Here is a 22332-nt window from a genome sequence, read left to right on the forward strand (position 1 = left end):
ATTGTTGGTGCATGTGCAGGTCGGACTGAACGACATAGCGTGCCGTCATGCCGGTACTTTGGTGACGCAACATGGCCTTTAAATCACCTCGTTATACACAAGTCTGACACTTCTCTGACCAGACACAAAAATCTCGTTAACTTTCAATGACTTGCCGCAGCCCTTGTAAACTGGCGCCGTTTCAGGTTTACTCTCGTCTTTTGAGTGAACGAATTGGCTATCGCACCGACACCCTGGACAGAGACAGAATTTGAACAACTCGACCTGGGCGATGCGCGCCTGAACAAGCGAGCGAGGATATTGATGGAGCGACTGGCAGCCGAGCCGACGGCGAGCGTGCCCAAAGCCTGCAATGGCTGGGGCGAGACGATGGGGGCATATCGCTTTTTTGACAATGCAGCCGTTGACTGGCGCGAGATTCTGGAGCCGCACTGGCAGCAGACGCAGGAGCGGATGAGAGCGCAGCCGGTGGTGTTGTGCCTTCAGGATAGTACCGAACTTGACTTCAATGGCCAGTCGGCCCGTGGCCTTGGCCCGCTGAGCTATGAGGCGCAGCGCGGCATGTACCTGCACCCGACCTATGCCGTCACGACCGAGCGCGAGCCGCTGGGCATTCTCGACGCCTGGATGTGGGCGCGTGAAAAAAAAGATGCTTCTGGAAAGCGCGGCGGACCGAAGGAAAGCCTGCGCTGGGTCGAGGGTTACGAACGGCTGGCCGAACTGGCGCCGCAATTGCCCGCCACCCGCTTGGTGTACGTGGCCGACCGCGAAGCGGACATGATGCCTTTGATGGCACGTGCGCTGCAATTGGGGACGCCGGCCGATTGGCTGGTACGCGCCAAGCACAACCGCTGCCTGCCGGACGGGGACACCTTGTGGGCACACACCTGCATCGGGGAAGCGCTGGGACAAATCGAGTTTGCGATGTCGGCGCGGCACGGCGTGAAGGCACGTACGGTCCGTCAGCAACTGTGGGCACGTCGCGTCGAACTGCCGGCCGGAAAAGGCAAGACGGTCAGCGCTACCTGCATCATTGCGCGCGAGATCGACGCGCCGGCCGACGTCAAACCGATCGAATGGCGTTTGCTCACTAACCGCGATGCAGAAACGGTCGAAGCTGTTGTTGAACTCATCAATTGGTATCGCTGCAGATGGGAAATTGAAATCCTGTTCGATGTGCTGAAGAATGCGTGCCGTGTCGAGGCACTCCAGCTTGGCGCGATCGAACGCATCGAGCGCGCGCTCGCGCTGTATCTGGTGGTGGCATGGCGAATCGCCCATCTGATGCGGCTGGGGCGAACGTGCCCTGACCTGGATGCGAAATTGTTCTTCGATCCGGACGAGATCCAGGCGGCTTACCTGCTGCGCAACAAGGTACCGCCGGAGAAGCCGCGGCTGAATGACGTCGTGCGCCAGATCGCATGCCTGGGTGGCTTCCTTGCCCGCAAAGGTGACGGCGAGCCCGGCGTCAAGACAATCTGGCTGGGTTTGAAGGATGTTCACGTGGCGGTCAAGACAATGCGTGCGCTACGCAGAAATGTCGCTCAGCAGACTTGTGTATAACGAGGTGCCTTTAAATCCAGTAAACCAACGCCTGCTTCACTTGCCCGCGTAGCGTATGTACGTCTGAGCGTATGGAAAGAAACGCCTTGCAATCCCGCCGCTGCTACCACCTTCATCATCGCTTTTCCGGGGCGCGCTAAATGCCCTCCAAAGCGACCGGCAAACAAATATTCACTAGTACGGATTTCGGAAAGCCGAGCAATCACTGTCATAGCCATGGCGGTAAGATTGACTGTTTGGGGGCGCCCACTTTTTGTTTGCGGAAGGTGCAGTATCTTTCGTGCAAGTTCCAAATCGACATACCGTGCTGATAGTAATTCACCAACACGACAGCCTGTGGCCAGCAGTAAAAGCACCAGCAGTTTTAGCCACTCAGGCCCGGCTTCAAGCGCTATTTTCAGTGCTGACAACTCATCATCACTCAAGACCCTTTTGCATTCATTTACCGGTTTAATTAGCTTAATATTCCGAGCTGGGCTGCGATCTATATATTCCAGCCGCTCGGCACATGTAAAAATGCTTTTCTTCAGCGCTTCGATTTGGTAAACGCTTCCAGCAGCAAAACGAGTAGGGAGTTGGTCGGTTATACGCTGCAACAACTGCCGCGTAACGCTGCCGAGTTCGACTCCGCCGATCACATTCTCGAAGTATTTTTTAAACCGATATTCATCGTCCTTCCATGACTTCTTATCTTTTTCGGCTTTCTTAAGATAAATGTTATAAAAGAAACTATTGGCTGTCATCATAGAGCCGCGCGGATCAATGCCGTTTGCCAGTTTTTGTGTGATCGCATACGCTTTCGCGGCAACTTCATGGAATGGCATGGCCCGAGCGTCACCAAGAGTTATTACATTCTTAGTTTTTGTAATTGCGTTCGTGTATCTCTGAGCCCAGACGGCAGAACCTGTCTCAGCCAAGCTTGATTCGGGCGACTTTGCATAAACCAAAAGCACCAAACCGGGCAAAGGCTTATACCGCGCCTCTGTCTGCTTGCGTCCTGGTCTTAATTTGAGCTTGCATTTTTGAAAGAGACTTGCAGTAGGCTCCATCAAAAGCAGATCATTGTTTTCATAAATAGCCATTCGAATCCTATTATTTTTCTATCAGTTTTCTTCAAAAATCGAGCCATGACACGTCTGGCATGAACGGATCATACGCATGGAAAACGGGAAATAGAAGACTGTTTTATGACCACAAAACACTTTGTAAGTGCTTGTTTTTAAATGATTAGATAAAATTACAGCAGTTCTGCCAATGGGCAATAAGTTGCGTCAAGGATATGCCCAAGGCGTTTGGATTTATAATGAAAAATCTATCTAATTAATATGCAATTAAAAATGACAATTTCTGTCCATTAAATGAAAATAGAAGCTGAGGAAAATACCCCTAAAGGGGGGCGTAAGCCAGGAGAACGGCGTGGCAGAGCGGAAGGGGAGAAGCGTTTGCTTTCGCCAGAACAGGAAAAATTAGTCTTAAAAAAGATTAATGAAATACCATCTAAAGCTCTCCCCGCCAAGCTCCAGCGACAAAGCACCTCTGGTATCAAAGCACTTATCGAGAGCTTAACGGGAGTGGTGATGAGTGAGCGCTCGGTGGGCAACTACCTCAAGCGATGGTCGTTATCAGCAGGAAAGCTGAAAAGAGGGAGGCCACAGGTTCAGCCCGACAAAAGATATCTGAATGCAATAGCTCAACTATTGCAATTAACCAATCTTTCAACGAGTCGGCTATTCGATTTGCTTACGATGGATACTTTCTTCGGACCGCGTATCGGGAAGAGAGCCAGCTTTTTCAAGTGGCTACAAAAAGAGGGCGTGCATGGCAAGGGGAGGTCGCGTACTACCAAGCGCAGCCTGATCGATCGTTGCCAATTAAATCTTCATCTGACTTGCTTCAACCGACAACCAGATGACGATAAACCAACAAATATTCTAGCGATACTCTGGGCCTACGAAGTCGCCACCGGCTTTTTTAATTGCCAATTGTTTACGATTGATGACGTCACAAATGTCAATGCCGCTGCTGGTGAAGCGGGTGACTTGCCCCAAAAATTCATTACCAACCGGCGCTGTACGTTACCTCTTTGGGCGATTAGCTGTGTTTGGGCGGACACAAGTGATCGGTTAGGTTTGCCAATTCGGTATGTGAAATTGACGCAGGACTTCATTGCCTACCCAGACTCGCAGCGGTCACTCGAAGAAGAATTAACCGAGTTGATCAAAATTGCTAAAGTAACGGTCACGGTTGAGCCGTCCGATGCTCAGCTCATTGATACAATCCCTTGGCCTTCTCGCGTTGCTTTGAACACGCTAAGAGTGGCAATCAAGACGCAGGTGAATGCGCACAACTTACGCGTGGCCCTTAAGCTTCGGGAGTTGAAGAATGAGATGAGGGATTTGCTGAAGAAGCCAAGTAGAAAATGGTCGAATAGTGTTAAGCGAGACATCCCGCCACTCGAGACGATACAGCTCAGAAAATACAACGATGATCATCCGATAGGTCATACTTCACTGGGATTGGTGTTCTGCCGTCCGGCGAAGTTATCGCAACCTGAATTTCTTCATGAGTAATCTCCAACTGCATTGTATGACCTGTCGGAACAAGCTATCACATTGGTCAAAGATATTCACATTTAGGTCCAGTAGCTAGCTGTTTAGTCCCGTGCGATCATATTCCTCGTCGTAGCTGGCCTCTGTTTCGAGCGAAGGCGGTTCTCGGCGAGTTGATTGCGGGCCGTCCACGGCAGCAGTTGAAACAATCATTTAAGCAGTCGAGAGCATGAGTACACGAATTCATCCACAGGCCCGCACCACCCCAAAGATCCGCCAGGAGATCAAGAACTCCGGCCTCTCGGATCGCGAGGCTGCCAAGGTCTTCAACATTACCCGGGCGACAGCGGCCAAATGGCTCAAGCGCGATGATGTGCAAGATCGTTCGCACCGCGCTCACACCTTGCATACAACTCTGACTGCCACGCAGGAGGCTGTCGTTTTATCTCTGCGCCAGACACTCTACCTGCCACTCGACGACCTGCTTTACATTACCCGGCAATACATCAATCCGGCAGTATCCCGTTCCGGTCTGGCACGTCTTCTGAAACGAGAAGGCATGGCACGGCTGGAAGACGTAATACCGAAGGCCGAAGGGGAAACCATCGCTCCCAAGAAGACCTTCAAAGACTATGAGCCGGGCTTTGTTCACATCGATATCAAATACCTGCCGCAGATGTCGGACGAGACGTCACGGCGTTATCTGTTCGTCGCCATCGACCGCGCCACGCGCTGGGTATTCCTGCACATTTATGGCGATATGACCAACGCCAGCAGCGTCGATTTTCTGCGCCGTCTAAAGCTGGCTTCGCCAATCAAGATCGTCAAGATTCTGACCGATAACGGCTCGCAATTTACCGACCGCTTCGCAACCAAAGACAAGAAGCCGAGCGGCAAGCATGCCTTTGATGTGGCATGCGCCGCCATCTCGATCGAGCATCGTCTGGCACCCCCGCGGCACCCGCAAACGAATGGCATGGTCGAGCGTTTCAATGGCCGAATCAGCGAAATACTGCAACAGACCCGCTTCGATAATGCAACGGACCTGGAAACGACTTTGCTGAACTATTTGAAGCTGTACAACCACCATATTCCGCAACGCGCGATCAACGGTCGAACACCAATTCAGGCGCTCAAGGAGTGGCAACGGAAGAAGCCAGAATTATTTGTTAAACGCGTCTATGATCAAACGGGACTGGACAGCTAGCTAGTCATATCCGCTCACGGCAACCTAACCAAACCATTCCCCCGCAACAGTTGCATCAACAAGAGCGTAATCTCCAGCACCTTTGGCAACAGCCCCCCTAATTGAGGGGACATTAGCTCAAAAGACGGCACTAGATCGTATCAATAATCGGATATTAGCCCCTTGTCGAATCCCGGTTCCGACTTACTAAAACGTTTGCTTATGAAAAATTTTGGATTATCTATTACAAATGGTGGTATATCGTTGTCAACGACAATAATTTGGCATTTGACGTTTTTTTGTTCTGCAATATCCGCTATATCAAGCAGTCGCTTATAAATATTTTCGTATATGGCTGGATCTGCGACCTCCGAGTCTTCACTTTTGTCTCGATTGCGTCCGATATTCTGGCCTGGTGTATCAAGCATCATAAACGTCGGAAAATTACATGGGTACAATATTGAATAAAGTAATTTTGAGAGAAAAATTCCTATCGATGCAATGGTTCGTAGACCGCCAGACGTTAGGCCTGTGTAAGGTCGATTTCTAACAAAATAATCAAATTGTTCATTTATATTAATACCAGTCATATTCTGTAGACCACTATTCTGCATAAACTGCGCAAATAGTTTACGGAGTCGATCCACGACCTCTTTGGAGTCAATTTGGTTATCCCGAGCACTAGTTAGACGAAGTTTAATTCGCTCAATTGCCTGTTTTAGAAGGTCTATTTTTTCGCCAAGATCATCAAAATTATGGATCACTCGGATATTGCGCTCCATAACCTTCCGCATCTCGACTATTTCCGATTTCTCTTTCTCAAGATGTTGAATAACGGCGATGCTAGCCGAAACCTCGGTAGCATATGTGGAGTCATAGCTTTCCACGGCATTTTGTAAATGCCGTGTAAGGTCGGTCTCCTCTTGGGAAAGTTGATCGGCAACAAGCTCCGTCTGAGAAATGAAGTTCTTCAGGCCCTGCAACCGATGTTTGAGGACAACGAGCTCGTGCGACAGTGAATGTAGCGGATCGGCACTCGAGTCGACATCAAGGAGTGAGTCACACACTACACACTTTACTATTTCACCCCGACCATAAACGCCATTAAAAGTGTCTTTTAACTGCAATGATGTTTCTATTGATGAAATTTCTTTTCCGTATGTATTTTTTAACTTCAAATAAGAGGTAAGCTCGTCGTATTTTTTGCGCTTATTTAACTTAACGAGCTCAAGTCTTTTTGATGCATTTTCAATTCCTAATTTTATAGCTTCATCTAACGAAAGAGCTTTTCGATGTTTGTCTTTTATTGCAATAATCTCAGAGTCAATTTCTAAAGCATTTGCTAATTTTTCGGCTAGCTCGACTTCATAATCGACGGTCAGATCGATTTCAACTTTTTTCAAGAATGCCATGATACTGTCGCGCTCTAAAATTTGATCCTTCAGATCTTTGACGTGCGAAGCAATTTCGGCTTCTATTTCAGAAACTTTTTCATTGTATACGTCGAGTAAATATCTCAGAACTTGTTTATTTTTAATATATCGAACTGGGTCGCTTATGTTGAGAAGCGTATCCGCTGCAATATCTTTTTGCTTTAAATATAAAAACTTCAACACATCCTTAAAGCCGACGCGGTCTAAAGTCGAATCCGTTTTACTCGGAGATTTCTTTACTTGAGTTCGAGGTAGCCCCAATAGATCCAAAACGTAAAAAGCAACGTATCCGTCGGGAGCATCATCTCCGATGCTAGCCCCGAGTACCTTTGGCATAATTAAATCGTTAATCGAACCCTGGTGGCAAAAAATGAATTGCGTAACGCTTAGAAGACTGCGTTGGAAAAAATATAGCTTTTCGTTGAGCTCGACACTAAGCTGTACTTCTCTACCTTTCTCAAGAATTTCATCATACGAGTCAAAACTTGATGCCCCCAAAGCGTATGCGATAAGTCCTAAAATGCTAGACTTTCCGGAGTCCATATCGCCCCAAATTACGTTTACTCCTTCATTGAATTCGATGTCATAGTTTCTAGTAACACCTTTTATCCGAAGTTGGCGCACAATTACGGATGGCGAAATATCAATCATTTTCTGCCTCTAATAAACTTTTGTATAATTGGGTTATTGATTTTGCACATGCAAACTTCAGGTGAGTTAGGGAGTCACGCCACAGGTCAATTAAGTCGTTGTTTTCGATGCTTATGTTTTTCACGGCTCGAAGGAATGGGGTGGAGTCTTCGAACACCACATTTATTATTCCCTTTGCCGCAAGTAAGGCTAGATTATTTTTTGCCTTGTGACGGAAAAATACTTCACTTGGAGATACGTTTTGGTCATAAACATCCTTAACGTAATACCGCTCATCTAGAACAATCGCAGGTTTTAGGTTTTTTAACACACGGCGTACAAATTGGTGCCGTGTAAGAACAAAATCAAAAAATAATGCTTTTTCAACATCTAATGCAAGATTGCCCTTTGCGTTTGTCTGCAATTCGCTTATCACCATATACGTTCTATAAATGGAGAGAAGATTTTCGTTTTCGGCATTAGAATACCGATATGTAAGCGCTTCACCCATGATTGACTTGGCGTTCTAAATCATCCAGGTTAAAGTCGCGATTCCATACCACGTCCCCGTCAAAACTATTGGCGAGTTGATGTAAAAGTCCCTTTTTGTGCACAAAATTCACATTTTTAATTGTCGCCTTCAAATTGCTGTCACTATTATTGAAAATCAATTGGTGTATTTTTATAACAAAGTCGTTATTTGATTGACTGCTTGTCATGTGTTCCGCAAACTGAGTTCGATACATGCTTAAAACCATTGTGTACAACGTACGTAGGTTGTCTTTGTCCTCATCGCTTACGACTCGCATCAAAGTTTCAGCGGAAAAGAAGGACTGTTTTGCATCATCAATTAGTATGTTCTGAATATCCGCAACCATGAGTTTTAAAACAAATATTTCTTTTTCATATTGTGGCGGCTCACCCATATCTGCGGCGATAAGTGCATTATTTTTATTTTTTATATTAACAAATGCCATGATTGAATCTCTAACCGCGAGATACGTCTCAGCCGTATTGTCAGCAGGTTTGCAAATCGACTTATGGTCTTCATTGAAGTGAAATATGTCAGTTGCCGGAATGTTCGCCGGAACAGCGCTTTGTGGCAGAACAACCTCGTCATTTTGAGCAATCAAGTAGACAGAGGGAGGTAGTTTGTCCTTGTGTTTCATCCATTTTCCGTCAAGATCCATCGTAAAGCGATCAAGAGGTACCAATTGTTGGGCCTGAGTGTTCCCTGCCCAGCTTACCAATAGAGCTTTTAATGATCCGCGATGAGGAACTGCAATAGATACGAAGCCGATGAATCCATATTGAGTTCCGTCATCAATGTTCTTGATAATTAATTCTTTTGAAATTAAGCCACCTAGACTGTGGCCAACAAAGATTACGGATTTATATGCACTGACCTTAGTTCGGAGGAATGTTGATAGACCTTGGGCTAGGTTTTCAATCGGCTGGTTTCTATGTACTTTTCGGAATTTATTTCCTAGCTTTCCAAGTATTGGGAGTTTTGAAATAAAGCTAAAAATTTCACGGACGATCACACCGTCAAAGGCTTCAGTGAGCTTTGAATAGTATTCAAAATTAAAGATATCGCAGTTTTTTCCAACGAAAATATCTTCTTCTAGCATTCCCATAAAGGAACGGCCTATAGCGTTCGTCCATGTGCCATCCCCTCCAGTAAAACCATGGACAAATATGACTGCGACTTCTTTCATGGCGTGAACTTTCTTATTTGAATAGACATGCATTTGAAGGGATGTTGAGGCTTGTGGATGTTCAGTTTTTTTTTTGCTCGAGACATATTAACGCTAACTGTAGCCAAAAAATGCACTTCGAGCGTTAGTTGTTTTTTCAGTCACGTAATTATCGGTGATAATTATGCAAACTTCACATATTTCAAGCTTCTTCGGTCCTCTGCAACGTCCGCTAAAAACCCGGATCAGAAGCCGAAATGCCTCGTGAAACTTATGTTTAGCCTATTGTAGACATCCGGAAGCACACGTCTGACCGGCTAGTTTTGGGAGTGGCCATTCGGAGGTGAACGTTGAAATTGTGGTGGTGGGATCGCCGTGCGAATGGGTGGGAAGGCTGATGCGAATACGCAACACCTCCGAATTCGGCGAAATTACCACCTCTTACAGACAGCATCAGGGTGTCAATATGCACGTATACCATCCCCTACCAATAAAATGACGCCAGTTACGCTGGGAAGTGCGTTGCCGATTTGAGCAGCAGCGCATCCCGAAATCAACGGGAGTTATTGGCATATATGATTTCATGGGTTAAATCCAGCCGTAGACCAAACCACTTTTGCTTTTCTTCACTTTTTTAAGGTAACAAGGGATATCAGGATGGAGAGAACGTCTCGCCGCCACGGCAGACCACTGATCACAACCGTCGGTGGCGCGTTGATGACCGATCAATCAACGCGCCGTCTTGTCCTGTTCGGCAAGCACGCAGCGAACGATATTTCCCACCAATCGCACATTTGCCGAGGAAAGCTGCGTCAACAGTTCGATCACAGGCATTAGCGCTGCCTGCTCCTGGCTGATGACTATCACTCCCGCTTGCAAAGTAGCCTCATCGGACGTCTTTTCATTTGCCTTCGACGGCTTGCGCGGCCCCTTTCCGAACCGTAGCCATTGAGGCGATACCCCAATCCAGTCAGCAAGCGCCAACAGCCTGGCCTGCGTCGGAATAGCATCCGCCAACAGCCACTTGCGTACCGTTTGTGCGGTCACCTTGTTTAACGGGTACTGACGATTGAACTCGTTCGCAATCTGCGTCGGGCTGGAGACGGGCAGTCTTTCGCGGATAAATTCCTTCTTCAATCGCTCGCTAAACTGTCGTCGGATTTCTTCGTTGGTTGCATCCATGTGGCGGAACGCTACCAACTTCGATAGTAACTATGTAGTACTAATAAGTTTCTGTGGTAACACATAGTTACTGTAAGATTTCGCAACTGCAACACCAACCACAACATGCATCATTTTTAAAAATGGAAACCACAATGAAAAATATTAAATTATTTGCAATAGCGGTACTGGCGCTGCACGGCACCTTGCCACCAAGTGCCTGAAATAGCGTCACTGTCAGCCTGATACAACTACTCAACATTTAATCAACACGAAGAGACATATAACGGTGCGTCTTTATTAAAGGGAAAGCATTATGACCAGCTTGGTATTAGATAAGAACGAAATCGTTGTACAGCCGGAGCGAGAAAAATACAATGCAATTCGTTGCAAGTATCAGGCTCTTGCAGAGAAGGCATCCAAAGATTTCTCCGATGCGTACTATGGTAATTTTAGCAACATCGACGACGTGCATGAGAAATGCAATGACGTTGCCATGAGACTCCTATTCCCAGTCGCTGAAGAAGCTATTCGTGACTTGATCGCGCAGGAAATATATGACATCGACATCAATGAATTTGATGCCTACTTTGCTCCCTACGTATCCTGGGATGAAGACTTTGCCGAGATCGATGACAAATACATGTCGATTGTCTTGAAGGCTGAGGAATCGGACGCCTATCGCACTCAACGCCGGGAAGGGCGTGGAAAATGGATAGGAGGCGGATTCGGTGTCGGTGGTGCGCTAAAGGGCGCGATGCAAGCCGGTGTTATGAATGCTGTGACCGGCTTAGGGCATATGGTCATCAATTCGGCAGCAAAAGGGATGAGCGCGGTTGGCGACGCAATGAAGAAAAACGCTCTATTTGCGGACCCAGCGACCAAATCAAATCTGACTGAGGCCATCTATCGATTGGTATTCAACGCCCATGAAGCACTTATTGCGGCGCTGACCGAGAAGAAGCCAAACTACATTAGCGGGAATGTGTCCGAAGAAGATGCAGGCAAAGCTAAGCGTTTGCTCGAAAATGTTGCGAAGGGCCGGCTGCCAGCCGACTCGATCAAGCCGGTGCTCATCGAGGCGCTTGCGCTAAATCCATACGACGACAATTTCTATCGCTATTGGCTCCAAGCATATGGCGATAAAGACGGTGAACTGGAAACCGTCGAAAACTTCTTTGGCATTTACGTTTCAAGCAAATCTAAAAAAGACTTGCTCTTTGCGCGCAAGTCTTCACTTGACCTATCAACGCCTGACGCTTGCGAAAAGAACCTGGCCGAATTGGAAGCGTATGCAATATCCATCGGATACCGTGGATTTCCCGGCGAAAGGGACAAGATTATTGCCCAAGCAAAAATGTTGGATCAGGAACGTCGAACGGTCGCTGGCGTCACGTATGAAACAACGGTCGAAGCGAACGCCGCACAGCAGCGGGCACAAGACGAACTTGCGAGGACTGTCAAAGGTGCTGTTTATGCGACGCATGCCGAAGCCGAGTATGCAAGAACGAGGAAAACCGTAGGGGTCGGCTTCATCGTGGGGATGGTGTTCCTGCCATTTATTGCTTTAATCACGCTAAGGAAAGGTTACAGCAAGCAGGTGAGACTTATCTCATTAGGGTGGCTTGGCCTTTTGTTCGTCTATGGGATGTTTATCGCTCCACGTGCCGGAAGTAACAACGTACCGAAGACGATCGACACACCCAGCGCGGCCGTTACCGCTCAGCCGATAACCGCCGCTTCCACTGCTTCGACGCTACCGATCAAATTGACGCCACCCGGCGCGATGGTAGCATTTGCGGACCTTTATGGAATCGTAGCGCCAACAAGCGACAAAGTGACTTTGCCTTCGGGTGAAGAAGTAACGATCTGGTATACCGGGCTTCTTGCGACCGACTCGGGGCCGCGCTTTTTGGTCATGTTAGCAAGAACCAATCATGATAAAACGTCCGAAGCAGATAGCGGCAAAATTGATGTCGTCAGCTATCGTGAAGAAGCTGGTCAATGGACGGTAGATGCGAAGGCAAAAGAACTGGTTGGAGTCGGTACTTTCGGGATCGCATCGCCACTCGTGAAAGAAGATCTGGCTAGAATTGACAACCATCCGCTGAAACAAGGGCTCACAGGCATTTTTCTGCCTGGCAGTAGCTCGACTCAGGGCTACAGTACAGACTACTTCGATGTGCTCGCTGTTGGCAGCGGGACTATCGAATATCTTGGGAAGGTTGAGACTGGCGGTGAAAATTCCGGTGGCTGCGATCCCAAGGTAAAAGACGGTTCCAGCATTTGTTACAGTTGGAAGGGTCAGGTGCAAGTTGAACCTTCACGAAATGGACAGCCAGGTGATATTTTGGTAAAGAAAACGGGGACCGTTAACATCGACTCCAAAATTGTCCCGGCACCGCAAGTCCGCTACGTATGGGTACGCGGCAAGGGCTACACCACATAGATGGAATAACACGATTGCCTGACTGACGGGGTGATGTCTGCCAGTAACACTACCACCCCTACCAATAAAATGACGCTAGCGACTGGATAGTGACTAAGCGCGTTGTCGAATTAAAAAACGCTGGTATCCATGTTGGAGGATCGAAAACGTATTAAAATAATTATCAAAGATATATTATTTTCAAGTACTACCAATCAAAAGGTCAACGTTGATTTCAAGCGTTGACCTTTTTTCATTGATGATTAAAAAACAAGGGAGTTTTAGCATGATTCATGCAAGCGTAAAGCCAACATGGGAATGGTCGAGTGGCAGCGGCAGTCGAGGTCGTTCTCGTAATAATAATGGCGTGAGTTTGCGATCCTCAGCAGGCTTGGGTTTGGCAAAGCAAGTTTTTCTGCCGCGCAGTCTCGATTTAAATGCCTCCTTTGGCCTGAAATATCGCCGCTGAGTCAGCTTGCGAGTTGACAGTTCTGATGCCAGTCCGTAAAGCATCCTGAATAACAATAGGGCAGTTTCGGTGGCCTTGTAGCTCAAAAAATGTCATCGCCACAAATCTAGAAATCCCCGCTACAGCGATGTTCGGGGATTTCATTTTTTACATTTACATTTACATTTCCCAGGAGTAATCCATGACTTCATCGCAAGCGCCCAAGAAAAGCAAAAAAATCAAACAAACATCTCCATCACCGTTGTCACCTGTGACACCGCCGGAAACACAATCCTTCGTTTTCCTACGTTCCGACTCTGCCAACAAGCTGGGCAAAAAAACGCAAGGGTCCTTGTCGTACCAATGGCTATGTGATGCCAGTCATCAACATTTGTCACTGCAAATCACCGGGAATGACGGCGCAGGATATTTCTCAAAAGAAATAATTTCATTTAACCAAATCGAACAAAGCCTGCGATCACGGGTAGAGGATAAACCCTTTCCTTCAAAGTTATTTAAAACATCATTTAGTGGCCAAAGTAGCAATAATAGCGGGTTCTTGGCGGCAATTCTCAGGGCGGAAAAATTGCTCGTAGCTGCCGCCGACACGGAAACTCAACATCTCGTTTCGGGTGACTGGAACAGCTGGGAGCAAGCCTTGCTGTCACTACCAGGCACAGCTATTGAGATCGCCTTAGCGACGGCAATCAAAAAGCCACCAGAGACCGCCGTTCCTGAAGTAACCACCGTGCGTGGCAATAGCAGTGTCGATGGAGGTAGTGCAAACGATGAGAACACCGCCAGTGATACTGGCGCCGCCGCTGATCTTTCCCGGCAGTCCGAATCGGATCACACGGATCAAAGTAAAACTTTGAAGCTTTCCAAGAAAAACCGGATTGATCTTATCTAGGCTCATTAACAATATGCGGGAGGACATATGAAACACCTAAAAATGCGTGAAACAACACGAGCTGCGAATTTCACGGTGGTAGTAAATTGGATGGAGCAGGCTTTCGGATGCTCAAAATCCTGTTCATATTGCAGTTGGCGGACTAGCCCCTACTTACCGCACGGCGCGCAAAGCAAAGAGGCGATTGTTGATTTTGTATCCAAGTGCAAGAAAAATTTCGTGACTGTAAGCGGTGGGGCAGACCCGCTGTTTCGATTTGATACCTACGGTGAGAAACTACTGGCTATGCTAGTCACCATACGCGAGCAGGGTTTCAAGACCCGTGTCATAACCCGCGAAATTGCACGGGTCGCCAAACTCAAAGGATGGGTAGATTGCGTGTCAATTTCACTTGATCCAGAAGTGATGGCGGAGTTGCCTCAGCACATCGCAGCGTGGGAAAGCATGGAGGTGGAGTGTTCGCTGGTCTTGCCTCCATTGCCTACCGCAGAAATTGTTCGCTTAAAGCCGCAATATTTTGCTTTGCTGCGCCAGCTATCCACCATGGGGGGTATTGGCAATTGGTGCAAGCGTTTGGTTTTACGGGAGAACCTGAATAGCATCTTTCCGCTCGACATGGAGCAACTGTCATTCGGTCATGCGGGGATAGTATTTGTACCGAGAACCTTGTGTTTAGGGGGGCGCTATTTGTCTACCGTCGATAGCAATGGCTACTCGCTTTTACACGACAATGCCGTGCTTGCGTATTCCACGGAAACTGGACACCCAAACCGCCGCAAACTGGACAGGCATTCCACGCCAAACTGGACACTTCGGGCGTAACGACGCGGGGTCGAGCTTGAGGTTTTACTCCTGATCAGGTGAGCTTGTCAAACGAGCACGCTTTTTACGCAGCGAATCCCCATTCAAATTGATCTGGTGGGCGTTGTGGACGAGCCGGTCGAGGATGGCGTCGGCCAGCGTGGCGTCACCGATGGCGGCATGCCAGTGATCGATCGGAAGTTGGCTGGTCACCACGGTCGAACGTGCGCCGTGCCGGTCGTCTAGCACCTCCAGCAGATCGCGGCGGTGCGTGTCGTTGAGGACAGCGAGTCCCCAGTCATCGATCACGATCACATCGATCCTTGCCAATTGCTTGAGCAGCTTGCCGTAGCGGCCGTCGGCGCGCCCGATGCTTAACTCGTCGAGCAGACGCGGCAGGCGAACGTAGTAGGCGCTGTAGCCCTGCCGGCAAGCCTGGTGGGCCAAGGCGCAGGCTAGCCAGGTCTTGCCGACGCCGGTCTTCCCGGTGAACAGCACATTCTGCTTCTCGCGCAGCCACTGCCCAGCCAGCAGCCGCTGGTAGAGCATCTTGTCCAAGCCGCGTGCATGGCGGAAGTCGGTGTCCTCGGCAGCCGTGTTCGGCTTGAGCTTGGCGCGCAGCAGGCGCTGGGCCAGCAGGCGGCCATCGCGGTCGGTCGTTTCGCGGTCGACCAGCAGGCCAAGGCGTTCCTCGAAACCGAGGTGGTCAAGGTCCAACGCGCTCTGTTCGGCCAGGGCACGGGCCATGCCAAAGAGCTTGAGCTGGTTCAGTTTCTCGTGGGTGGGGTGGTTCAGCATTGTCGTCCTCGGGTGGGTGGTTTAGTGCAAACTGAGATTGGATTGGTAGTAGGCGGGGCCGCGCACATTCTCGTGCTCGGGCAGGTCGAGCGCGCGCTGGTAGTCGTCCGGCGCCTGCTGGTCCAGGCCGTGCTTGAGGATCGATTGCAGGCTCTTCCAGCTGACCGCGTTGTGCTTGAGGGCACGCGCGCAGGCCGCCTCCAGGCGCGTGCTGCCGAACTGCCGGCCCAACTGCAGCACACCCAGGCAACTGCGGAAGGCTTGCTGCGGATGGCGCCGCTGGTGCAGCAAGCGTTCGATCAGGGTTTCGGTACGCGGCCCGATGGCGACGGCCTGGTTGCGCAGGCTCTCTGCGCTCACGCCGGCCATCGCGCGGTGTGCCGGCGGCATGTGTTCATCGATCGTTGTGTGACGGCCTTTGACCGTGCTGCGCAGGTGGCTGCTCAGGCGCGCGCCGCGCCGGAAGATCTCGACTGTAGCGGCCGTGATGCGGACGTCGACCTCTTGACGTGCATGCTGGCAAGGCACCGAGTAGAAGTGGCCGTCGGCCTCGACGTGGTAGTCGACGCCAACGCGGGCCAGCTTCCATTCAGCGTACTCGTAGGCCTTGAGCGGCAAGGCGCGCAGGGCTGGCTGGTCCATATCGGCGAAGGCGCTTGCGCGGCTGCCGGGCAGCTTCTTGAACGGGCGCTGGTTCAGGTCGGCCAGCAACGTGCGCAGCATGCGGTTGAGCTCATTGAGACTGAAGAAGCGTTGATGGCGCAGGCGCGCCAGCACCCAGCGCTCGACCACGAGCACGCCGTTCTCGACCTTGGCCTTGTCCTTGGGCTTGCGGGCGCGCGCAGGCAGCACCGCCACGTCGTAGTGGGTGGCCAGGTCCTGGTAGGTCGGGTTGATGTCCGGCTCGTAGCGCGAAGCCTTGCTGACGCCGCTGCGCAGGTTGTCGGGTACCCACAGTTCGGTGGCGCCGCCGAAGAAATCGAGCGCCCGCACGTGGCTGCCGATCCAGTCCGGCAGTTGTTGCGACCAGGTCGCCTCGATGTAGGTGTAGTTCGACGCGCCCAGCACGGCCACGAAGATCTGCGCTTGCCGGATTTCGCCACTGTGCATCTCGGTGATTTCTACGGTCGGGCCGGCATAGTCGATGAATAGCCGCTCGCCCGGCGTGTGGGTCTGCCGCATCGATAGCGACAGATGTTGGCGCCAGCGCCGGTAGTGCTCGCAGAAGGCGCTGTACTGGAAGCCATCGGTCTGTTCTGCCTTGTATTCCTGCCACAGCAGGTCAAGGGTGACGCCCTTGCGGCGCAGGCCGGCATGGACCGCCGCCCAGTCTGGTGCGGGGCGCTGCACAGCCGACGGTTCGCTGGGCGGAAACAGCTGGCGTTCCAGCGCCGCATCGTCCAAGCCGGGCGGCAAAGGATAGGAAAGGCCCGCCAGTTTGGCGCGGGAGAGGTAGTCGGTGACGGTACTCGGCGAGGCGCCGATGATGCGGGCTATTTCCCGTTTGGAGCGGCTGTGCTCAAAGTACAGCCGAAGAACTTCAGTGATTTTACGCATGGATAACCTGTTGTTGGCCATAAGCCTTTCTCCGGCAAAAACTTGCCAGAGTGCCACAGTTATCCCGCGTCGCTACGCTCTTTCAGGCCGTTTCAAACTGTCCAGTTTGAAGCGGAATTGCTGTCCAGTTTGCGCTGGACCGGGTGGCCGGTTTGCCGTGGAATCGGTGATCGGTTTGCCGTGGAATGGGTGTCCAGTTTGCCGCGGAAAACGCAGTGCTAGCAAACTTCCTGATGTCGCAGCCCGATCTTGTCTTATTCGGCGGTTTTGTCAAACATCTATTGCAACCAATAGTTCACCATCACTATGCAGATATTGATGTGATTGCACTTAATCAAGGTGTGATGCAAAAGTTGGAAACTTTGTTCGACTACCATTTTCAGGAGGTTTCGGCACCCACTAGCTACCCTCGCTACTTCATCGGAAAACCCTCGAAAGCTGGTAAGACCTTGCAGGTTATTTTGTTGCACTCCATGCCCGATGCTTTGGCGTTCGTTCACCAGGCACAATTTAATGGCGATAGAGTGGCCCTGTGCAATAACTGCTATTACTTTGATAAAGAAGTTGGCGAACACGATATCAGGCAAGCAATTTCTACGAAGGTAATGCAACGGGTTCCGTCAGAAAAACGCTTCTGGCTATTTCATGCAGACAGAGAGCGAATAGAAAATAAACATCGCGTCAAGCTGCTTAAGAAAGGGTTCCGGATTATCGAATGATCCGGCTTTGAATTTTATGGTTGTACATTTTTTCATATCGATACAGGCCAGCTTCCCAGCTGGCCTTTTTAATTAAAGGAACAAATATGTCAGCGACAATTTATGTTACGCCAGAAGCTATGGTGACCTTGGATGCGATCCGTAGCCTAGACCATTTCGACCGCTGCGGTTTAGCCGACAATGCTCAAACAGACGTAAGCCAGAAAGCAGGTTACTTTCTGAAGAGTGATACAAAAATGCGAGTAGCAATTTTGCCTGCAGCAGCAGACATAGCCGTGCGACTAACACCATTCGATCAAGTTTTATATGCACGACATGTCAGCCTGCCCGCTTCATTGCGTGGCTGTCTATTTGAACAGGCGCCCCATTTGCCGGACGCCTATGGCGAAATCGTAAAATACTGGTCTGGCAGTACGGTCAATAAAAAGTCATCAGGTAGTGCATATTATCAGTCAAGTTTAAACGAATATATGATTGACTTGTCGGTGTTGGAAAACTCTGATCTTGATCCAGAAACGCCATCGGCTTTGGGGGGAATGGACGATCTGCTTTCCGAAGGTGTGGTGCTCTATTTGAGTTGCATGCGGGCTTTGACATCGGCACTGCAACCGGACCAATTTTTGGAAATTCAGATACCGGTGTATTTGCCGATGCTGGGATTGGAGCAGGAAAGTTTTCGGACAACTGCGGAGTATCCACTCGACCCATCTTTACGTTGCGAGACGATATTCATAAAAATTGACGATATACGCCGAAGCCCAAACCCTGATGCAATCTACATCGACTTATTGCGATGGGAGAGCTTGGACTATGGCTTCTTTTACTGATTTGGGACTTGCCACAGCCGCATGGCGTTCCATAGAGGAATTTTCAGCGCAAGGCTGGAAGCGATCCTAGTCCAAGTTGATAAGTCTGCCTCGCTACGAGGTATGAAGTGGTTTTTTCGGGGTTCCGCTACATCGGCCGTCTGATGGCTTTCGTCCGTTTCAGGACAAATTTTTAAATGAAATTATTGACGCGATTTTGCTTGGACGGAAAACCCGTTTGGCCATGTCACGTCTATATCTATGAAAAAGGAGTAGCTATGGAAAGTGCATTAAAGCCGATCTTATTTTCGGCCGGACAATTGGTCGCAACACCTGAAGCACTGGCCTTGCTTGAAGCATCCGGCGTAACCCCGATGTCTCTAGCAATGCGGCATGTGCGTGGCGACTGGGGGAAATTGCCTGCTGAGGATGAATTAGCAAATCGATCGGCCTTGGACCATGGTCTTCGACTGTTATCCACCTATGTGGTCGGCGGGAAAACGGTGTGGCTGATCACTGAGGCTGACAGATCGGTGTCCACAATTTTGTTGCCAAGTGATTATTGATGCGCTGTTGATTCTATGTTCCGGTTTGACGTTGCCGGTCTGAGTTGAGTTCGGTTGGCGCAAACCACCGGAAATGGACCGGAGCTTGTATTCCCATTGGATATTGAGTGGGGAGAGTTACGTGCGCCTGTTGTAGATGTTAGCCGTATGCGGCGTCAGAAGCGTTGGTAGGCAGAAGTGTGACGGATTCATACTTCTTGCCTCTTTTTACAACTTTGTGTAGGAGTGATGGGTCATGAATCGTCAATTCCGGTTTAGTAAGAAATTGATTGATGCGCTTCCCGCGCATTCTGCGGAATCGCGATCAAGGGAAAGCGAATATTCTGATACGGAGGTAGCAGGTCTGCGTTTGTTGGTAAACCGATTGGGCCGGAAATTTTTCTATTTCCGATACAGCTTTGAAGGTGGCAAGCGCAGCATGAAGTTGGGTGATTATCCTGCCCTGGAAATTACTGAAGCGCGATCGAAGGCGTTGGAATGTCGCAGTCAATTGGCAAAGGGTATCGACCCCCAGCAAGAAAAGGTGATTGTCGAGAAGCTCAAGCCTCTGACGTTTGGTGAGTTTGCGATGAAGGAGTACTTACCCCACTCGAAAGCCAGCAAACGTAGCTGGCGAGACGATGAAAGTCGTTTGCGTATTCACTTGATTCCAGCCTTCGGCGAACTTCCCTTGGAAGAGGTAAAAAGTTATGGAATTCAGCAGCTACACGATACCTTGAAAGTCAGGAACTGTCCGGCAACGGCAAATAGGATGCTATCTCTCATAAAACGCATTCTTAACGTGGCGATACTATGGGGGAAGTTGGAGAAAAATGCAGCGAAAGGTATTCGAATGCACGGTGAGGATAACCAACGTCAGCGATATTTGTCGTCAGTGGAATTACGTACCTTCTGGATGGTGCTAGCCAAATTTGAAAATCAGGACGTGGCAGATGTGTTTCGCTTCTTGTTGAGCTCTGGCGTCAGGCGTGAGGAATGTTTAAGTTTGACCTGGGAGTGTGTGGATCTTGAAGCACAGCATATCTATCTACCAACATCTAAAACAGGTAGCAGGTTTGTCGTGTTGAATGAAACGGCGCTGGCAGTATTAAAACGTCGTCACCGGGTGCACGACATTCCTTATGTTTTTTGCAGAAGATGGATCACTCAAAAAGTAGATGAATGGCGACCCATACGGAGTGTCGATAAAGCATTTCGAAGAATCCTTAACAGTTGTCAAATAAACAATTTTAGAATACACGACCTTCGTCACACTTTTGCATCAATGGCAATTAATAATGGGGCGTCGTTGTACGACGTAAAGAACTTGCTGGGCCATTCTGATGTCAAGACAACAACTCGCTACAGTCACATTTCACCTACTCGTTTGCGCGATGCCAGTGCGCAGGTGTCAGCGGCAATTGCGTTTTCGCAGCGGGAGGAAATTCTGCCTTAGTGACTGAATTGATCCGATGGAAGCTCAATACGGAGCTTCCATTGGATTTCTTTAACACTGGGGTACAACTGCGAGCAATGAAGCGAGGGAGCATTTTGCGGCACTCCCCACACCAAGCGAGTTGCTGAAACTCTACGCCAAAGCTGCCGCGATTTCCCTGAAACTATTCAATCCGGCCTCAAGATTTTCGATGATTTCCCCCGCCAACTCATCTGGTTCGGGCAAATTATCCAAATCAGCAAGACTTTTATCCTTTAACCAAAAAATATCCAAACTCGTTTTGTCACGCCCGATGATGTGCTCATAGCTAAATTTGCGCCAGCGGCCATCCGGGTTATTTTTTTCGCCCCAGTTTTCCTTGCGTACATGGCGGTTTTGCGGGTTATAAAACGTGATGAATTCCTCTAGGTCATCAAAGCGCAGTGGCTTCTTTTTCAGCGTGTGATGAATGTTAGTCCGGTAATCGTAGAACCAGACTTCTTTCGTCCATGGCGCCTTACTCGCAGCATGATTGTCAAAGAACAGCACATTTGCCTTTACGCCGTTAGCGTAAAAGATCCCGGTGGGCAGGCGCAAAACGGTGTGCAATTCAGTCGATTCCAGTAGCTTCTTACGTACAGTTTCACCTGCGCCACCTTCAAACAGGACATTGTCTGGCACCACCACTGCCGCGCGCCCCGTTGTTTTGAGCATGGTACGGATGTGCTGTACAAAGTTAAGTTGTTTGTTGGAAGTCGTCGCCCAGAAATCCTGTCGGTTGTAAGTGAGGTCGTCCTTCTCTTGTTCGCCTTCGTCATTGGTGAAGCTCATTGAGCTTTTCTTGCCGAACGGTGGATTCGCCAGGATGTAATCGTAAGTTTTTGCGGAAGGAGCAACTAACGCATCATTGGGAGAAATCATGCTCTCGCCATCAATCTCGCCGATGTTATGTAAGAACATATTCATCAAAGCGAGGCGGCGTGTACCGGCCACAATTTCATTTCCAAAAAACGTGTCGTGTTTCAGAAATGCTTTTTGGTTCTTGTCCATCTGGTGTGTCGCGACCAGAAAATCGTAGGCGGCCAGAAAAAATCCACCCGTGCCGGAGGCTGGGTCAGCGATGGTCTTGCCTGGCTCTGGTCGCATACATTCGACCATCGCACGTATCAAGGCGCGTGGCGTAAAGTATTGCCCTGCACCGGATTTGGTATCTTCTGCATTGCGCTCTAAAAGTCCTTCATAGATGTCGCCCTTTACATCGGCGCCCATCGTGACCCACTGTGTTTCGTTCACCATGTCGATCAGGCGAAATAACTTGGCCGGGTCTTGTATCTTGTTTTGCGCTTTAGTAAAAATTGTCCCTAGCATTCCCGATTTGTTGCCTAGCTCACGCAGCAGCGTCACGTAATGCACCTCTAACTCTGCCCCGCGCTTTGCCTTCAGACTTTGCCAATTGTATTCAGTGGGAATACCTACGTTGCGCTTGTAAGGCGGTTGGCTGTATTCATCTGCCATCTTCAGAAAGATCAGATAGGTCAGTTGTTCCAGATAGTCGCCATAACCCACACCGTCGTCGCGCAAGGTGGTACAAAAACTCCAAACTTTGGAAATTATGGATGAGGTAGATGCGGTCGTGCTCATGTGTCAACCTTCGTTATTGAATTTT

At 49.4% G+C, this 22332-nt stretch carries 18 protein-coding genes; 10 read left to right on the forward strand and 8 right to left on the reverse strand.

The features are described from left to right. The first annotated feature begins 213 nt into the window (after window positions 1-213). Complete coding sequence (locus AC3CHX_RS03900) at window positions 214-1563, forward strand: IS4 family transposase (RefSeq protein WP_488630736.1); 1350 nt, start codon at window positions 214-216, stop codon at window positions 1561-1563. Here the strand turns inward: AC3CHX_RS03900 and AC3CHX_RS03905 are convergent. Then, a complete protein-coding gene (locus tag AC3CHX_RS03905; RefSeq protein ID WP_488642786.1) occupies window positions 1545-2645 on the reverse strand; it encodes a tyrosine-type recombinase/integrase in 1101 nt (366 codons plus the stop codon). The genes AC3CHX_RS03900 and AC3CHX_RS03905 overlap by 19 nt on opposite strands. A gap of 276 nt (window positions 2646-2921) precedes the next feature. Between AC3CHX_RS03905 and AC3CHX_RS03910 the strand changes: the two genes are divergently transcribed. Together AC3CHX_RS03910 and AC3CHX_RS03915 are read left to right on the forward strand one after the other, a co-directional pair. Next, a complete protein-coding gene (locus tag AC3CHX_RS03910; protein WP_488642787.1) occupies window positions 2922-4133 on the forward strand; it encodes a hypothetical protein in 1212 nt (403 codons plus the stop codon). Window positions 4134-4341: 208 nt separating this feature from the next. Beyond that, the gene (locus tag AC3CHX_RS03915; protein ID WP_488642788.1) at window positions 4342-5319 is read left to right on the forward strand and encodes an IS481 family transposase; all 978 of its coding nucleotides are present in this window, start codon (window positions 4342-4344) and stop codon (window positions 5317-5319) included. 140 nt (window positions 5320-5459) lie between these two features. Here AC3CHX_RS03915 and AC3CHX_RS03920 read toward each other — a convergent pair whose 3' ends face one another. The 4 genes from AC3CHX_RS03920 to AC3CHX_RS03935 all read right to left on the reverse strand — a co-directional run bounded on the left by AC3CHX_RS03920 (window position 5460) and on the right by AC3CHX_RS03935 (window position 10240). Continuing rightward, on the reverse strand, window positions 5460-7382 hold the full coding sequence (locus AC3CHX_RS03920; protein ID WP_488642789.1) for a hypothetical protein: 1923 nt from the start codon (window positions 7380-7382) through the stop codon (window positions 5460-5462). Further along, on the reverse strand, window positions 7375-7872 hold the full coding sequence (locus tag AC3CHX_RS03925; protein ID WP_488642790.1) for a hypothetical protein: 498 nt from the start codon (window positions 7870-7872) through the stop codon (window positions 7375-7377). Before AC3CHX_RS03925 ends, AC3CHX_RS03920 begins: the two co-directional genes overlap by 8 nt. Continuing rightward, on the reverse strand, window positions 7865-9079 hold the full coding sequence (locus AC3CHX_RS03930; RefSeq protein ID WP_488642791.1) for an ABC-three component system protein: 1215 nt from the start codon (window positions 9077-9079) through the stop codon (window positions 7865-7867). The genes AC3CHX_RS03925 and AC3CHX_RS03930 overlap by 8 nt, the downstream gene beginning before the upstream one ends. 708 nt (window positions 9080-9787) lie before the next feature. After that, a complete protein-coding gene (locus tag AC3CHX_RS03935; protein WP_488642792.1) occupies window positions 9788-10240 on the reverse strand; it encodes a hypothetical protein in 453 nt (150 codons plus the stop codon). A 295-nt stretch (window positions 10241-10535) separates the two neighbouring features. Here AC3CHX_RS03935 and AC3CHX_RS03940 point away from each other — a divergent pair, with 295 nt between their 5' ends. From AC3CHX_RS03940 to AC3CHX_RS03950, 3 genes are all read left to right on the forward strand, one after another. Then, on the forward strand, window positions 10536-12668 hold the full coding sequence (locus tag AC3CHX_RS03940; RefSeq protein WP_488642793.1) for a hypothetical protein: 2133 nt from the start codon (window positions 10536-10538) through the stop codon (window positions 12666-12668). Between the two features lie 629 nt (window positions 12669-13297). Next, a complete protein-coding gene (locus tag AC3CHX_RS03945) occupies window positions 13298-14005 on the forward strand; it encodes a hypothetical protein (RefSeq protein WP_488642794.1) in 708 nt (235 codons plus the stop codon). A gap of 27 nt (window positions 14006-14032) precedes the next feature. Beyond that, on the forward strand, window positions 14033-14827 hold the full coding sequence (locus tag AC3CHX_RS03950; protein ID WP_488642795.1) for a radical SAM protein: 795 nt from the start codon (window positions 14033-14035) through the stop codon (window positions 14825-14827). Window positions 14828-14851: 24 nt separating this feature from the next. On the opposite strand, the gene istB is transcribed toward AC3CHX_RS03950, so the two are convergent. Next, a complete protein-coding gene (istB, locus tag AC3CHX_RS03955) occupies window positions 14852-15604 on the reverse strand; it encodes an IS21-like element helper ATPase IstB (RefSeq protein ID WP_488629775.1) in 753 nt (250 codons plus the stop codon). A gap of 21 nt (window positions 15605-15625) precedes the next feature. Beyond that, window positions 15626-17182: an IS21 family transposase gene (gene istA, locus AC3CHX_RS03960; protein ID WP_488629776.1), complete on the reverse strand. Its 1557-nt coding sequence runs from the start codon at window positions 17180-17182 to the stop codon at window positions 15626-15628. Between the two features lie 212 nt (window positions 17183-17394). Here istA and AC3CHX_RS03965 point away from each other — a divergent pair, with 212 nt between their 5' ends. The 4 genes from AC3CHX_RS03965 to AC3CHX_RS03980 all read left to right on the forward strand — a co-directional run bounded on the left by AC3CHX_RS03965 (window position 17395) and on the right by AC3CHX_RS03980 (window position 20687). Further along, window positions 17395-17880, forward strand: coding sequence for a hypothetical protein (locus AC3CHX_RS03965; RefSeq protein ID WP_488642796.1), 486 nt, complete (start codon window positions 17395-17397; stop codon window positions 17878-17880). Window positions 17881-17966: 86 nt separating this feature from the next. Further along, window positions 17967-18707 carry a hypothetical protein gene (locus AC3CHX_RS03970; RefSeq protein WP_488642797.1) on the forward strand — a complete coding sequence of 247 codons (741 nt, stop codon included), beginning with the start codon at window positions 17967-17969 and terminating at the stop codon, window positions 18705-18707. Window positions 18708-18883: 176 nt separating this feature from the next. Beyond that, entirely contained in the window at window positions 18884-19252 is a 369-nt protein-coding gene (locus AC3CHX_RS03975; protein WP_488642798.1) for a type I restriction endonuclease subunit M, read from the forward strand. 235 nt (window positions 19253-19487) lie between these two features. After that, window positions 19488-20687, forward strand: coding sequence for a tyrosine-type recombinase/integrase (locus AC3CHX_RS03980; RefSeq protein WP_488642799.1), 1200 nt, complete (start codon window positions 19488-19490; stop codon window positions 20685-20687). A 132-nt stretch (window positions 20688-20819) separates the two neighbouring features. On the opposite strand, the gene AC3CHX_RS03985 is transcribed toward AC3CHX_RS03980, so the two are convergent. Then, window positions 20820-22307: a type I restriction-modification system subunit M gene (locus AC3CHX_RS03985; RefSeq protein WP_488642800.1), complete on the reverse strand. Its 1488-nt coding sequence runs from the start codon at window positions 22305-22307 to the stop codon at window positions 20820-20822. Window positions 22308-22332 lie beyond the last annotated feature (25 nt).

The sequence above is a fragment of the Glaciimonas sp. OK215 genome (genome assembly GCF_057787885.1).